At 62.1% G+C, this 13,188-nt stretch carries 14 protein-coding genes; 8 read left to right on the top strand and 6 right to left on the bottom strand.

Going from position 1 to position 13,188, the window contains the following annotated elements:
- The first annotated feature begins 365 nt into the window (after positions 1–365).
- The 3 genes from ALTERO38_RS15805 (at position 366) to ALTERO38_RS15795 (ending at position 4,161) form a co-directional block, all read left to right on the top strand.
- On the top strand, positions 366–806 hold the full coding sequence (locus tag ALTERO38_RS15805) for a cytochrome c (protein ID WP_159968956.1): 441 nt from the start codon (positions 366–368) through the stop codon (positions 804–806).
- A gap of 3 nt (positions 807–809) precedes the next feature.
- Complete coding sequence (locus ALTERO38_RS15800; RefSeq protein ID WP_102835548.1) at positions 810–2,237, top strand: cbb3-type cytochrome c oxidase subunit I; 1,428 nt, start codon at positions 810–812, stop codon at positions 2,235–2,237.
- A gap of 79 nt (positions 2,238–2,316) precedes the next feature.
- The gene (locus ALTERO38_RS15795; RefSeq protein ID WP_159968955.1) at positions 2,317–4,161 is read left to right on the top strand and encodes a nitric oxide reductase activation protein NorD; all 1,845 of its coding nucleotides are present in this window, start codon (positions 2,317–2,319) and stop codon (positions 4,159–4,161) included.
- 900 nt (positions 4,162–5,061) lie between these two features.
- Here ALTERO38_RS15795 and ALTERO38_RS15790 read toward each other — a convergent pair.
- The 4 genes from ALTERO38_RS15790 to ytfE form a co-directional block, all read right to left on the bottom strand.
- Entirely contained in the window at positions 5,062–5,253 is a 192-nt protein-coding gene (locus ALTERO38_RS15790) for a DnrP protein (protein ID WP_102835550.1), read from the bottom strand.
- A 141-nt stretch (positions 5,254–5,394) separates the two neighbouring features.
- Complete coding sequence (locus tag ALTERO38_RS15785) at positions 5,395–6,078, bottom strand: Crp/Fnr family transcriptional regulator (RefSeq protein WP_102835551.1); 684 nt, start codon at positions 6,076–6,078, stop codon at positions 5,395–5,397.
- A 197-nt stretch (positions 6,079–6,275) separates the two neighbouring features.
- The gene (locus ALTERO38_RS21575; RefSeq protein WP_256663905.1) at positions 6,276–6,491 is read right to left on the bottom strand and encodes a hypothetical protein; all 216 of its coding nucleotides are present in this window, start codon (positions 6,489–6,491) and stop codon (positions 6,276–6,278) included.
- A gap of 56 nt (positions 6,492–6,547) precedes the next feature.
- The gene (gene ytfE, locus ALTERO38_RS15775) at positions 6,548–7,219 is read right to left on the bottom strand and encodes an iron-sulfur cluster repair protein YtfE (protein WP_159968954.1); all 672 of its coding nucleotides are present in this window, start codon (positions 7,217–7,219) and stop codon (positions 6,548–6,550) included.
- Positions 7,220–7,366: 147 nt separating this feature from the next.
- Between ytfE and norR the strand changes: the two genes are divergently transcribed.
- The 5 genes from norR to ALTERO38_RS15750 all read left to right on the top strand — a co-directional run bounded on the left by norR (position 7,367) and on the right by ALTERO38_RS15750 (position 11,928).
- Entirely contained in the window at positions 7,367–8,896 is a 1,530-nt protein-coding gene (norR, locus tag ALTERO38_RS15770) for a nitric oxide reductase transcriptional regulator NorR (RefSeq protein ID WP_159968953.1), read from the top strand.
- 108 nt (positions 8,897–9,004) lie between these two features.
- A complete protein-coding gene (locus tag ALTERO38_RS15765; protein ID WP_102835554.1) occupies positions 9,005–9,214 on the top strand; it encodes a hypothetical protein in 210 nt (69 codons plus the stop codon).
- Between the two features lie 317 nt (positions 9,215–9,531).
- Positions 9,532–10,527, top strand: a complete 996-nt coding sequence (locus ALTERO38_RS15760; protein ID WP_159968952.1) for a peptidase U32 family protein — start codon at positions 9,532–9,534, stop codon at positions 10,525–10,527.
- 22 nt (positions 10,528–10,549) lie between these two features.
- The gene (locus tag ALTERO38_RS15755; protein WP_159968951.1) at positions 10,550–11,440 is read left to right on the top strand and encodes a U32 family peptidase; all 891 of its coding nucleotides are present in this window, start codon (positions 10,550–10,552) and stop codon (positions 11,438–11,440) included.
- The gene (locus ALTERO38_RS15750; RefSeq protein WP_159968950.1) at positions 11,434–11,928 is read left to right on the top strand and encodes an SCP2 domain-containing protein; all 495 of its coding nucleotides are present in this window, start codon (positions 11,434–11,436) and stop codon (positions 11,926–11,928) included. The genes ALTERO38_RS15755 and ALTERO38_RS15750 overlap by 7 nt, the downstream gene beginning before the upstream one ends.
- Positions 11,929–11,981: 53 nt before the next feature.
- Here ALTERO38_RS15750 and ALTERO38_RS15745 read toward each other — a convergent pair whose 3' ends face one another.
- Positions 11,982–12,377: a putative zinc-binding protein gene (locus ALTERO38_RS15745; RefSeq protein ID WP_148926785.1), complete on the bottom strand. Its 396-nt coding sequence runs from the start codon at positions 12,375–12,377 to the stop codon at positions 11,982–11,984.
- A gap of 97 nt (positions 12,378–12,474) precedes the next feature.
- On the bottom strand, positions 12,475–13,152 hold the full coding sequence (locus ALTERO38_RS15740; RefSeq protein ID WP_102835559.1) for a Crp/Fnr family transcriptional regulator: 678 nt from the start codon (positions 13,150–13,152) through the stop codon (positions 12,475–12,477).
- Positions 13,153–13,188: the final 36 nt, after the last annotated feature.

The raw sequence follows: 13,188 nt of genomic DNA, 5'->3' as shown, positions 1-13,188 counted from the left end.
CCGTGATGGAGAGCCCGATCGTAGGGTGGATCACGTTTCATCGATCCACCGAACCTGAGCTCGGTGGATGTAAAAAGCGACTCCACCCTACTGTGCTCGCGGTATAGCGGTTGGTGGGCTTCAACCCACCAACACAGCACTGGCAGCCGCCTTTCCCGCCGCATTTTCATCCAGATCAGATCCAATCCCTACCCGCCGTTTTGCCTGGCTATCGGTAAATCCCGACTGCAAGCCTGCGGCCGACGCTAACGGTTCGGGCCTGCGAAAGACCAAGTGCCACGTTCAGGTTTTTCTTGATTGCCATCAAGCAGGTTTCGATAGCTCCCTTCTTAAACTGGCCACGCCAACGCCATGAGGAGGCGACCATGTCCGAGACCTTTACCAAGGGAATGGCCAGAAACATCTACTTCGGGGGAAGCGTGTTCTTCCTCCTGGTATTTCTGGGCCTGACCTATCACACAGAGCAGACCTTTCCAGAGCGATCCAACGAGTCGGAAATCTCCGAAGCAGTGGTGCGAGGCAAAGTGGTCTGGGAAAACAACAACTGCATCGGCTGCCACAGCCTGCTCGGCGAGGGTGCCTACTTCGCGCCGGAACTGGGCAACGTATTCGTCCGTCGCGGTGAGGATGCGGCCTTCAAGCCCTTCCTGCAGGCGTGGATGAAAGCTCAGCCTCTGGGCGTGCCCGGACGCAGGTCGATGCCCCAGTTCAATCTGAGCGAGCAGGAAGTCGACGATATGGCCGAATTCCTCAAGTGGACCTCGAAGATCGATACCAACAACTGGCCGCCAAACAGGGAGGGCTGAGAGATGAGCATCATGAATCCGCATCTCAAGTTTCAATCGCAGGCCGTCGCCAAACCCTACTTCGTGTTTGCGCTGATGCTCTTCGTGGGCCAGATCCTGTTCGGTCTGATCATGGGGCTGCAGTACGTCGTCGGTGACTTCCTGTTCCCGCTGCTGCCCTTCAACGTGGCACGGATGGTTCACACCAATCTGCTGATCGTCTGGCTGTTGTTCGGCTTCATGGGCGCAGCCTACTACCTCATCCCCGAGGAAGCGGACCGCGAGCTGCACAGCCCGAAACTGGCCATCATCCTGTTCTGGGTGTTCGCCGCCGCCGGCGTGCTGACCATTCTCGGCTATCTGTTCGTGCCCTATGCCGGGCTGGCGGAAATGACCAAGAACGAACTGCTGCCGACCATGGGCCGTGAGTTCCTGGAACAACCGACGATCACCAAGATCGGCATCGTGGTGGTAGCCCTGGGTTTCCTCTACAACGTCGGCATGACCCTGCTCAAAGGCCGCAAGACCGCCATCAGCATGGTCATGATGACCGGCCTGATCGGCCTGGCCGTGTTCTTCCTGTTCTCCTTCTACAACCCTGAAAACCTGGCGCGCGACAAGTACTACTGGTGGTTCGTGGTGCACCTGTGGGTCGAAGGTGTCTGGGAGCTGATCATGGGTTCGATGCTGGCCTTCGTCCTGATCAAGATCACCGGCGTCGACCGCGAAGTGATCGAGAAGTGGCTCTACGTGATCATCGCCATGGCCCTGATCACCGGCATTATCGGCACCGGTCACCACTTCTTCTGGATCGGTGCGCCTGAGGTCTGGTTGTGGCTAGGTTCGATCTTCTCTGCCCTCGAGCCGCTGCCGTTCTTCGCCATGGTGCTGTTCTCGCTGAACATGGTGAACCGTCGCCGTCGTCAGCATCCGAACAAGGCAGCATCGCTCTGGGCCATCGGCACGACTGTCACCGCGTTCCTCGGGGCTGGCGTGTGGGGCTTCCTGCACACCCTGGCACCGGTCAACTACTACACCCACGGTTCGCAGATCACCGCTGCCCACGGCCACCTGGCGTTCTACGGCGCCTACGCCATGATCGTCATGACCATGATCAGCTACGCCATGCCGCGCTTGCGGGGCCTGGGTGAAGCACCGGATGCGCGGGCTCAACGCATCGAGATCTGGGGCTTCTGGCTGATGACTCTGTCGATGGTGGCGATCACCCTGTTCCTTACCGCTGCTGGCGTGGTTCAGGTCTGGTTGCAGCGTATCCCGGCTGATGGCGCGGCAATGTCCTTCATGAACACCGCTGACCAACTGGCCGTGTTCTTCTGGCTGCGGCTGATCGCTGGGGTGTTTTTCCTCATCGGGCTGGTGCTCTACCTCTGCAGCTTCAGGCAGCGTGGGCGGGTAACCGCTGATGTGCCCGCGGCCGCGGTTGCGGCCTGAGGCAAGGCACCGATGTAACTGACGGCCCGGCTTACACAGCGGGCCGTTGCTGTTTTCAAACCGCTACGGAGCGATCGTCATGGCCTTTACCATCGAAGTCGAAGAGTGGGTCGGCAGTGTCTGGCACCGTTTCATCACCCGCCGCGCCAGCCCGGACTTTCCCGACGCCAGCGTTTCGCTGGAAAGCATGCAGCGGCCACTGTCGGTGCTGTTTCGCGCCATGGGCGGTGCCAGCGGTATTGGTGTCGAAGCGGCCAACGCGCGCGATCTGATGTTGCGTCGGACGCTGCTCCAGCAGGTTGCCGGCACCTGCAAACAGCTGCCGGTCGCCTGGTGCGATTCAAGCAACCTGCGGCTGCCACAAAACCTTGCGGTGTACCCCGACGTTTCACTCAACCAGGATCTCTATCGCTGGCTGGCGCTGCTTGCGGCGCAGGCTGGCGAGATGCGCCATTGGGCGCGTGACAACCAACGCTGGACGCAGGTCATCCTCGAGCGTTTTCCGGCCATGCAGCCTCGCTACGCGCGCTTGGTCGAGGCGCATCTGCAGCTGCGTCCCGACCCGGATACGCTGCCTCGCGCGGAGGCAGCGCTGGAGCGAGCCATCTGCCAGGCCCTGCGCGAGCCGGGCAGCGTCCAGCAGTTTCCGCGTAGCGAAGTGGCGCCCTGGCCGCTGCCCATGTGGCTGTACCCCGCCGAGAATCTCGGGGTGCCGCAGGCCACCGAGCTCGCGGAGGAAGATCAGGACAACAACCTGCAGGCCCCGCCGACCGAGCAGAAGGGCATGCGCAAGCGCGCCAAGCGTGTCGAGGACAGCACCAGCAAGGGCGGCCTGATGCTGTTCCGTCTGGAGAACCTGTTCAGCTGGTCCGAGCATGTCGAGCTTGATCGTCAGGGCGATGACAGCGAAAACGAGGACGCTTCCCGCGTTGCTGAAGATCTCGACGAGATTGCCATGTCGCGTCAGCGTATGCGCAAGGGCGGCGGCCTCAAACTGCACCTCGACCTTCCGCCCGCGGACGTCGATGACATTCCGCTGGGCGATGGCCTCAAGCTGCCGGAATGGGATTACCGCAAACAGCACATGCAGGAGAACTTCGTCAGCCTGCAGATGATGCTGCCGCGAGGCTCCGAACCCATGGGCCTGCCGCTGCGGCTGAGCCCGCTGGCGCGCAAGCTGCGCCGGCAGTTCGAACACCTGCGAAACGATCGGCAATGGCTGCGTGGGCAACCCCAGGGCTCGGAGCTGGACATGCAGGCCTGGTTGGACTTTCACGTCGAGCACCAGCATGGCCAGTGCGCCGAGCGTGGGTTGTTCATGGAACAGCGGCAGAATCGTCGCGACCTGGCGTGCCTGCTGCTGGCCGACCTGTCGATGTCCACCGACGCGCACCTGGACGACGAGCACAAGGTGATCGACGTGATCACCGACAGCCTGCTGCTGTTCGGCGAAGCACTGTCTGCCGTAGGCGACGATTTTGCGCTGTACGGTTTCTCCTCGCTGCGTCGCCAGCAGGTGCGCATGCAGGAACTCAAGAGCTTCAAGCAGCGTTATGGCGATGACACCCGTGGCCGGATCCAGGCGCTGAAACCCGGTTATTACACGCGCATGGGTGCGGCCATTCGCCAGGCCACCGAGCTGCTGGGCAAGTGCAAGCAGCGACGCAAACTGTTGCTGCTGGTCACCGACGGCAAGCCCAATGACCTGGATCTCTACGAAGGCCGTTATGGCGTCGAAGACACCCGCCAGGCAGTCATGGAAGCACGGCGTCAGGGGTTGTTGCCGTTCTGCATCACCATTGACCAGGAGGCGGGCGATTACCTGCCCTACATGTTCGGTGCCAACGGCTTCACCCTGATTAAGGAGCCGCAACAGCTACCGTTCCGCCTGCCGCAGTTGTATAAGCAGCTGACCCAGCCGTAGATACCGTCTTCCCCATTACCGAGCAAGGGCCAGTTGAGGGTCGAAACGCTGGCCCGATTTAAGTACCCCATAGGCGATGTGCAGCAGCTTGCGCATCGCTGCACAGACGATTTGTTTTCCGGCAGCGCTATCTACGTCGCAGGCTCAAAGCCTAAGGGTGGATACGGCTTCCTGGCCTTCCCCCGATGATCAGTCGGGAACTATCACCCCAACATAGCGTGGTAGTCGAGATACAAGGGTGGATGTCGCCTTTAACATCTACCGTGACTGCGCTCGGTGGATCGCCCCCCCGGTGGACCGCCACCCGGTGGACCGCCACCCGGTGGATGGCCACCCCGTGGATCGGTGAGGCGTGATCCATCTTGCTAATCGCCTGGGGCAGATTGCGTGGCAACCGTAGCGTAAAACGGGCGGCGTTCCGTTTGCGCCCACAAGCCTTTGCGCCGCTTGATATCTCGCCGTTCACCTGCGGACATGGCCTGTTCATGCCGCGACATTGACGCAGTGTTCAGAGGCTATGTTGATTTAGGGCAGTTGCTTCGTTTGACTCTGACGTATTCATCGGTGGGCTGAAGCCCACCCTACGAAGTTATGGCGCGCCGTATTCAGGCCTGCCAGTTTGGGAAGGACGTTGTTTTGATGGAAACAAGCCCACTCTGCCGGATGGCCGAGCTATGCGGCCGGAGCACGCCGACAGGTTTGTAGGGTGGGCTTCAGCCCGCCAAGGCATCTATCGAGCGGCTGTTGCCCGCCAAGCTTGATGCCGCTATCCATTCTCCCGAAGCTGCCCTGGGGGACGGTGATTCGTAGGGTGGATGTCGCCTTTTACATCCACCACCACACCGCTCGGTGGATCACCACCCGGTTGATCGGTCAGGCGTGATCCACCCTACAGACCGTCTAGAACAGGTTGCGCGGCAGCCAGACGATCATCACCGCGCAGAACACGGCAAGACCGATACAGAACCAGAAGAATCTGTTTTGACGGCGATCCCCTGCGGTGTCGGCCAGGGCGGGGAGGGGCATGCCGCAGTTGCTGCATTCGGCTTCCTGCGGCGGATTGGGTTGCTGGCAATACAGGCATCTGGGCATGGCAGCGTCCTCTCTAGTTCACTTCCAGCTTGCCATGCACTGCTGCTGTTAGAGGTTGACGGTAATCAATGAGTTGCAAGAGGTTCGCGCCCCTGCATCAACTGCCCCCAAGGGGCTGGTGAGCAGTGTATAGCTGGCGCGTTACTCGAAGGATTCGAGCCGTTGACGATCAAGGATGGTGATCTGCCGGCCTTCCTGGGTGATGATTTCCTCATCGATCAAGCGCCTGATGATCCGCGAGAATGTCTCCGGCTGGATCGACAGATGGCCGGCGATCAGCTGCTTGGCCATGGGCAACTCAAAGCTGCTGCCTTCATCCTTCAAGCGTGCCAGCTGAGTCATCAGATAGCGCACCACGCGGTGAGTGGCGTTCTTCAGCGAAAGGGTTTCGATTTCGTTGATGCGCTGGTGCAAGCGCACGCTGAGCTTGCCGAGCAGGGCGAAGGAAAGCTTCTGGTTCGCTTCCAGCAGGCGCATGTAGGCCGCATTGGAGAAGCGATAGACCTGCGTCGGACAGACAGCCTGGGCCGAGGCGACATAGTTGGGCGTGTCCATCAGCATCATCGCTTCGGCAAAGGTCTGGCGATTGCCGATCACCTCGAAGACTTTCTCCTGCCCGTCCGGGGTGAGGCGGTAGATTTTCACCGCGCCGGAAATCACGAAATAGAACGAATGCGCCGGTTCGCCCTGATGAAAAAGGTTGTCGCCCTTGTCCAGGTTGAGCAACTGACTTGCGCTCATCAGCTCGTCCATCTGTTCGTCGTTCAGGGGTTCGAACAGGTGGTGGCTGCGCAGAATCTGGTTGTGTACGCGGTGAAGCACCATGCAAGGCATCCTTAATTTCTAATAATTGAGTCGTCTGCAATTATGTTTGCAGAGCGGAACGGTACCTGCGCTCAAACAGGCAGGCCGAAGCCGCTTCGAGAGCGCAGTGAAAAGTCTTACAGAGCCTAGCCCAGATGCCATGGCGCGCGTATTGATGCAGGCCGGATTAGGCTGATGCAAATTCTTCCGCGCATGCCTTACCGAAGCGGTTTTCGGTCTCGCTCCAGTGAGGCGGTGTCGGTGGTCCATCGCTGATCGATGTCAGCGGGCAACGCAGGGCGCGTACCCAGCTCGTTGTGACTGCCTGTCGCCTGTGCGGTATCGATCACCACGTCGAGTGCCACGCCGCTGGCCAGCGCCAGCATCGACGCCATTGCAAGGCCCCAGGCCAAGGGTTGGATGACTGCTTTCATGTGCACCTCCGGTACTGCAGGGGGCGGGCCGTCTGGCCCGTAGCGTTGAGGTCGTTTCAGTGTGCGGGTGCCTGGGCGAACAGGATGTTGTTCTCCAGATGAATGTGCTGCATCAGATCGCCACGCAGTTCTTCGAGCCCGCGATACAGCGCACGCCAGGTGTTGCAGGCGTTCGCGGGCGGGGTGATGTCGTTGGTCAGTTCGGCCAGCCGTTGCAGCGCGGCGCCGTGCTGATCGTGTTCATAACGCATCACCGCAATCGGACCCTGGGTCTGGGGTAGCTGAATGTTGCGTTGCAGCATGGGGAAGAGAATCTGCTCTTCCTTGAGCATGTGGCTCTCCAGCTCCTGCTGCATGCTCCAGAGGTGCTCGGCGAGGCCGGTCGGGCAGTCCGGCTTGTTGCCATGAACTTGTTCGACACGGCTGGCCAGGCGAATGAGTTCGGGCAGTTGGTCGCGATGACGCTCGTGGAAGCGTTCGAGGATGAATTCGATCAGCGCACTTGCGGGCTCGCCGCGCCAGTCTGGCTCCGTCGCCGGTTCCCCCGTCAGTGCGGCGAGCTCGCCTGCGATGACCTGGGCGTCGAGGTTGCGCTGCAGGGCGGCGTCGCGCAGCGGGGTGTCTCCACCGCAGCAGAAGTCCAGTTTGTACTGGCGAAACACGCGTGTGGCACCAGGGATCCGGCAGGCCAGGCTGCCCAGGGTTTGCTCGGTAAGTGCAGTCGTCATGGCGGCGTTCCATGAGTGGATGTTGCTTGTACTGGAGCAAGCCCTATGCCATTAGCAAATAATTGATTATTAAAAGGAAAATAATTTGATTGGTGAAATATACCCAGGCGGTATAGGGTTTAATAAACCTTACGGGTAGTAATCACCATGATGGAAGAAGCCCTGCTTGCCGATCTTGTCACCGAGCTGCCCAATGCGGTTCGCCTGCAACGTCTGGTGCACACGCTGCATCAGCGGTTTCGCTGTGGTGCTGTGGTGCTGCTACGCCTCGATGACGACACGCTGCGCCCGCTGGCGGCGGTGGGGCTGGTGCAGGAGGCACTGGGGCGGCGCTTCGTGGTGGCTCAGCATCCCCGGTTGGCGGCCATCCTCTCGCAACGCGAGCCCACCTGGTTCGAGCCTGACAGTCGATTGCCCGACCCCTATGACGGTCTGCTTGATGCGCATGTCGGCGAACCCTTGCCGGTGCACGACTGCATGGGCGTCAGCCTGTTCGTCGAGGGCAAACTGTGGGGAGCGCTGACCCTCGATGCACTGCACGCAGGGACTTTCGACGACGACGCGCGGCGCGACCTGCAGCGCTACACGCTGGTGATCGAGGCGGCCATCCGTATTACCCGGTTGGAACACGAAAACCGCGGTCTGCGCCTCGCACGCAGTGACGTGCTGGAAACCACACAGGTGCCGGGCGACGGCGAAATTCTCGGGCAAAGCGCGGTAATCCGCGAGCTGTTGCGTGAGTTGGAAGTAGTGGCCGACTCGGAGCTGCCGGTGCTGCTCCTGGGTGAAACCGGCGTGGGCAAGGAGTTGTTCGCACGCTGGCTGCATCGTCACTCGCGGCGGCGCAACAAGCCGCTGGTGCTGGTCAATTGCGCGGCGTTGCCCGAATCGCTGGCCGAAAGCGAGCTGTTCGGTCATGTAAAGGGTGCCTTCTCCGGTGCGACCACCGACCGGCCTGGCCGTTTCGATGCGGCCAATGGCGGCACGCTGCTGCTCGATGAAGTCGGCGAGCTGCCGTTGGTGGTGCAGGCCAAGCTGCTGCGCACCCTGCAGAATGGGGAAATCCAGCGCCTCGGGGCCGACAAGCCGCGTCAGGTCGATGTGCGCATTATCGCGGCGACCAACCGCAACCTGCGTGACAGCGTGCGTGACGGGCATTTCCGCGCTGATCTCTATCACCGCCTTTCGGTTTATCCAGCGCCGATTCCGCCCCTGCGCGAGCGTGGCAACGATGTCCTGATTCTGGCGGGCTACTTTCTTGAATTGAACCGCGCGCGTTTGGGCCTGCGCAGCATGCGGCTGTCGCCCGCTGCCGAGCGGGCATTGCTCGGCTATGGCTGGCCGGGCAACGTCCGGGAGCTGGAGCACGTGATCAGCCGGGCGGCGCTGCGGTTGCTCAGTCGGGGCGCCTCGCGCAGCGAAATACTCACGCTGGAACCGGACCTGCTGGCGCTGGACAACGAGCACGCCAGCTCTTTCGCCCCGGCTGCCGATGTCGAGCCCGCGCCCGCAGTAGAGGAGATCGTCTCGTTGCGCGAAGCCGTCGATGGCGCCCAGCGCCAGGCGATTATCCGCGCGCTGGAGGCCAGTGGAGAGAACTGGGCGCAGGCCGCGCGGTTGCTGGACGTCGATTCGAGCAACCTGCACAAACTGGCGCGGCGGCTGAAATTGAAATGAGGCGTTCGACCAAGCCGCAATGCCGCTGGGGGTTGTTCCGCCAGTCGGCGTGAGTTGTCTTCGAGGTGTCGCGGTCTAAGCTCCAACTATCACCAACAGGAGACTTCCATGGCTCTGGACCATGACCAGTTCAACCAGCTGCTGAGCGAGGCCCAGGCCCACGCCGACCGTGCCGCCAGCGAGAACAACCCGCAGCACTACCAGCAGGCTTTCGAATCCAGCCTCAAGGCGATGCGCCTGCTCGCTGAAGAGTCCGGCAACTGGCGGGACGCTGTCGTTCGTGCGACCGAGGAGTTTCAGGGCGACGAAGGGATATAGCGCGACGCCAGTCCGAGCGGAGGCCGCGCACCATTGCGCTGGCCTGATTTCCCGGCAGCGCACGCTGGGAACGCGTCTGCTCGGGACTTGCCTCGCCGGGCAGTCTTGAGCCTCCGCCAGCGCTGCCCTTTACCCTGTCCCGGCGACTCGCTTCGCTCGGGGCGCCCTGTTCAGAGCGCCTCCTCAGCTTCGCCTCCTTGACGCTTATCAATGCCTCCCACTGGAGGCCTACCTAGACTGCCGACTTTCCGTCCGGCCCGGACGGGCACCTTTGCCGCAGGCAGGGTGCGCATGATTCCGCATGTCTAGGAGTTGCCATGCACTTGGTCTGTCCAGCAGGTAGCCTGCCCGCGCTCAAGGCTGCCGTCCAGCAGGGTGCCGATGCCGTTTATGTCGGCTTTCGGGACGACACCAACGCCCGTCATTTCCCCGGCCTCAACATGGATGCGAAGCAGCTCGACAAGGGGCTGCAGTTGATCCGCGAAAAGCGTCGCCAGCTCTATATTGCCGTCAACACTTACGCACAGCCGCAAGGCTGGTCCCGCTGGCAGCGTGCGGTCGATCAGGCCGCCGACCTCGGTGTCGACGCGCTGATCGCCGCCGATCCCGGCGTGCTCGGTTACGCCGCCAAACACCATCCGCAGCTCAACCTGCATCTGTCGGTCCAGGGTTCGGCGACCAATGCCGCCGCGCTGGCCTTTTACCAACAGCGCTACAACATCAAGCGCGCCGTGCTGCCGCGGGTGCTGTCGCTCAAGCAGGTCAAGCAGGTCGCCGCGAGCAGTCCGGTGCCTATCGAGGTGTTCGCTTTCGGCAGCCTGTGCATCATGGCCGAAGGTCGCTGCCACCTGTCTTCCTACCTCACCGGCGAATCTCCGAATCTGTGCGGCGTCTGTTCGCCAGCCAAGGCGGTGCGCTGGAGCGAGGAGCCGGAAGGGCTGACTTCGCGGCTGAACAACGTGCTCATCGACCGTTATGCCGAAGGCGAATCAGCCGGCTATCCGACGCTTTGCAAGGGCCGCTTCATGGTCAACGGCGAGCGCTTCCATGCACTGGAGGAGCCCACCAGCCTGAATACCCTCGACCTTATTCCGGAGCTGGCCAACATCGGCGTCACGGCGATGAAGATCGAGGGGCGGCAACGCAGCCCCGCCTATGTCGAGCAGGTCACCCGCGTCTGGCGCTCGGCACTCGACGCCTATCTGCAGGCGCCGCAGCGTTATGCCGTGCAGCCTGGCTGGCGTGACGTGCTCGACGGCTTGTCCGAGGGCTCGCAAACGACCCTCGGCGCTTACCACCGGGCGTGGCAGTGAACCTCTTCAGCAAGGAGCAGATATGAAACTCAGCCTAGGCCCCGTGCTGTTCTATTGGGATCGCCAGCACACCCTCGATTTCTACGCCGACATGGCAGGCATGCCGCTGGATGTGATCTATCTCGGCGAAACCGTCTGTTCCAAGCGCCGCGACATGGGTCTGGACGACTGGCTTGGTCTGGCCCGCGAGCTCAAACAGCAGTCGACGGCGCAGCTGGTGCTGTCCGGCCTGGCGCTGGTCGAGGCGGCTTCGGAGCTGTCCAGCCTGCGCCGGCTCTGCGAGAACGGCGAGCTGCTGGTCGAGGCCAATGACATGGGCGCCGTGCAGTACCTGTCCGAGAGAGGCTTGCCCTTTGTTGGCGGTCCGGCGCTCAACCTCTACAACGGCCATGCACTGGCCGAACTGGTCAGCAGCGGCATGCAGCGTTGGGTGCCGCCAGTGGAAATCTCCGGGACCATGATCCGCGACGCGCGTGCGCAGTTGTCGCAGCTCGGTGTGGCGATGCCGGAAATCGAGATCTTCGCCTACGGCCACCTTCCGCTGGCCTATTCGGCGCGCTGCTTCACCGCTCGCGCGGAAAATCGGCCGAAGGATGATTGCCAGTTCTGTTGCCAGAACTATCCCGAAGGTATCCCGCTGTTGAGCCAGGAGGGCGAGGCGCTGTTCACCATCAATGGCATCCAGACCCTGTCCGCCTCGGTCAGCAATCTGCTGGCGGACTATCCGGCGCTGGTCGACAGCGGGGCCGAGCTGCTGCGGCTCAGCCCGCGAGCGTCGGGCATGATCGAGGTAGTGCAGGCATTTGACGCGGTGCGCAACGGCGGCCTGCCACCGCTCGCCGTCGACGGCTGCAACGGTTACTGGCATGGCCAGCCCGGCATGCTGCGCGCCGAGGAGGCCGGATTATGCTGAAGCCTCGGGCGCACCTGTTGAAACTCGGAGAGCATCTGTTGCCGCTGGCCGCGCGAACCCCGTTCGCGCTGCAACGTATCGCGCTGGAGCGCAGCCTCAATCAGGTCTTCGCTGAGCCCCTGGCTGATGATGCCTTCGAGGCACTGGAAGGCAACTGGATGCGCCTGGAAGTCGTCGACCTCAACCTGGCCTGGTGCCTGAGTTGCGATCGGCAGAAGTTGCGCATCGCCGAGCAGGCCCGGGTTCAGGTCACCATCCGTGGCAACTGGCGTGAATTCCTTCTGCTCGCCAGTCGCCAGGAAGACCCCGATACGCTGTTCTTTCGCCGCCGGTTGGTGATCGAAGGCGACACCGAACTCGGCCTGGCCATCAAGAACCTGATCGACAGTCTGGACCCGGACCTGCTGCCGCCATGGCTGTGGAAACTGCTGCAGGGCGCTGGAGAGGAAGTGGCGCTGGCTGGTCGTGCGCAGCCGGTCAGTGCCTGATCGAGCATTGACCGGTTAGGCCGACATCTCCACCCAGTCGCCGCGGTGAGCCGCTACACCGAGTGCAGCTGGTGCCGCGGTTTCATCCGGTCGCTGGCGATGATGTTGCGCATGTCCTCGAACAGCGCATCGGCTTCGGCTTCGGAGCAGTCTTCGCGGTAACGCTTGCGCAGACCGTAGCTGCTGAGGGTGATGTGTACGTTGGCAACAACGCCGTGCTGCGCCAGGCAGGCACGCGCGCAATGCAGCGGACAGCCGTCGATGGCCAGGATCGCCCGGCCGGAGTTGGCCTTGTTGACCAGCGAGCTCACCCGGCCACCGACACCGGCGATGCAGGACATTTCTGCCAGGCCGGCACGGTCCAGACGCACAGCGAGGGTATTGGCCAGTTGCGCCACGTTGGAACAGCCCGAGCAGGCATACACCAGGGGCAGGCGAGGTTTGGACATGCTGTTCTCCCGATCTGTTAGGGCTAACGCCAGTATCCGAGTCAATCAAGAGGTGGCCCATGACGGCCATCAAGAAGCTGGGGCAATCCGCCGCAGCTCAGTCCTGATAGGCGGCCAGACCCTGGCTGTCGAGTATCTCGATGCGCCGGCGTTGCACGCTGATCATTCCGGACTCGATGAGCCGGTGCAGAATGCGCGAAAAGGTCTCCGGTTGAATGCCCAGCTTGGACGCGATCAAGCGCTTGGGCACATCGAGGGTAACGACGCCGCTGTCATCCTCCTGCGATTGATAGAGAAAGCGCACCACGCGGTGGCTGGCGTTGGCCAGCGTCAGGGTATCGATCTCGTTCAGGCGCTGGTGCAGACGGATGCTCAAGGTGCCAAGAATGTCCAGGCAGATGCTCGGGTGCTGCTCGAGCATGCGCCGGTAGTGCGGCCCATGGAGGCTGGCCACCAGGCTGGCTTTCAGGGCGGTGGCACTGACCGGATAATTCGGCGCGCCGGTGAACAGCAAGGCTTCTGCGAACGACTCGCCGGCGCGGATCACCTCCACCAGTTTTTCCTGCCCGTCGCAGACCACGCGGTGCAGCTTCACCTGGCCGCTGAACAGAAAGTAGAACCGCTCGGCCTTGTCACCTTGATGAAACAGCGAGGCGCCCGCAGGCACGCGCTTGAGGTTGGCCGAGGCGCACACCTCCTGCAGCGCCGCTTCGGGCAACCGGCTGAACAGGTGGTGTCGGCGGAGGTCCGCAACAAGGGATGTTTCGGTCAACATGATTCCTCCGCCGGTACCTGTCCGGGATTGTTCGAC

This window comes from Pseudomonas sp. 9Ag (genome assembly GCF_902506445.1).
Taxonomy (GTDB): Bacteria; Pseudomonadota; Gammaproteobacteria; order Pseudomonadales; family Pseudomonadaceae; genus Stutzerimonas; species Stutzerimonas stutzeri_AB.
This window is presented reverse-complemented; position numbering and strand designations above follow the sequence as displayed.

What these genes read in the sequence shown, in the direction of transcription:
- ALTERO38_RS15795 (WP_159968955.1), top strand. Translation starts at nt 2,317, where the DNA reads ATGGCCTTTACCATCGAAGTCGAAGAGTGGGTCGGCAGTGTCTGGCAC.
- ALTERO38_RS15745 (WP_148926785.1), bottom strand. Translation starts at nt 12,377, where the DNA reads ATGTCCAAACCTCGCCTGCCCCTGGTGTATGCCTGCTCGGGCTGTTCC.
- ALTERO38_RS15740 (WP_102835559.1), bottom strand. Translation starts at nt 13,152, where the DNA reads ATGTTGACCGAAACATCCCTTGTTGCGGACCTCCGCCGACACCACCTG.
- ytfE (WP_159968954.1), bottom strand. Translation starts at nt 7,219, where the DNA reads ATGACGACTGCACTTACCGAGCAAACCCTGGGCAGCCTGGCCTGCCGG.
- ALTERO38_RS15805 (WP_159968956.1), top strand. Translation starts at nt 366, where the DNA reads ATGTCCGAGACCTTTACCAAGGGAATGGCCAGAAACATCTACTTCGGG.
- ALTERO38_RS15790 (WP_102835550.1), bottom strand. Translation starts at nt 5,253, where the DNA reads ATGCCCAGATGCCTGTATTGCCAGCAACCCAATCCGCCGCAGGAAGCC.
- ALTERO38_RS15765 (WP_102835554.1), top strand. Translation starts at nt 9,005, where the DNA reads ATGGCTCTGGACCATGACCAGTTCAACCAGCTGCTGAGCGAGGCCCAG.
- norR (WP_159968953.1), top strand. Translation starts at nt 7,367, where the DNA reads ATGATGGAAGAAGCCCTGCTTGCCGATCTTGTCACCGAGCTGCCCAAT.
- ALTERO38_RS15760 (WP_159968952.1), top strand. Translation starts at nt 9,532, where the DNA reads ATGCACTTGGTCTGTCCAGCAGGTAGCCTGCCCGCGCTCAAGGCTGCC.
- ALTERO38_RS15755 (WP_159968951.1), top strand. Translation starts at nt 10,550, where the DNA reads ATGAAACTCAGCCTAGGCCCCGTGCTGTTCTATTGGGATCGCCAGCAC.
- ALTERO38_RS15800 (WP_102835548.1), top strand. Translation starts at nt 810, where the DNA reads ATGAGCATCATGAATCCGCATCTCAAGTTTCAATCGCAGGCCGTCGCC.
- ALTERO38_RS15785 (WP_102835551.1), bottom strand. Translation starts at nt 6,078, where the DNA reads ATGGTGCTTCACCGCGTACACAACCAGATTCTGCGCAGCCACCACCTG.
- ALTERO38_RS21575 (WP_256663905.1), bottom strand. Translation starts at nt 6,491, where the DNA reads ATGAAAGCAGTCATCCAACCCTTGGCCTGGGGCCTTGCAATGGCGTCG.
- ALTERO38_RS15750 (WP_159968950.1), top strand. Translation starts at nt 11,434, where the DNA reads ATGCTGAAGCCTCGGGCGCACCTGTTGAAACTCGGAGAGCATCTGTTG.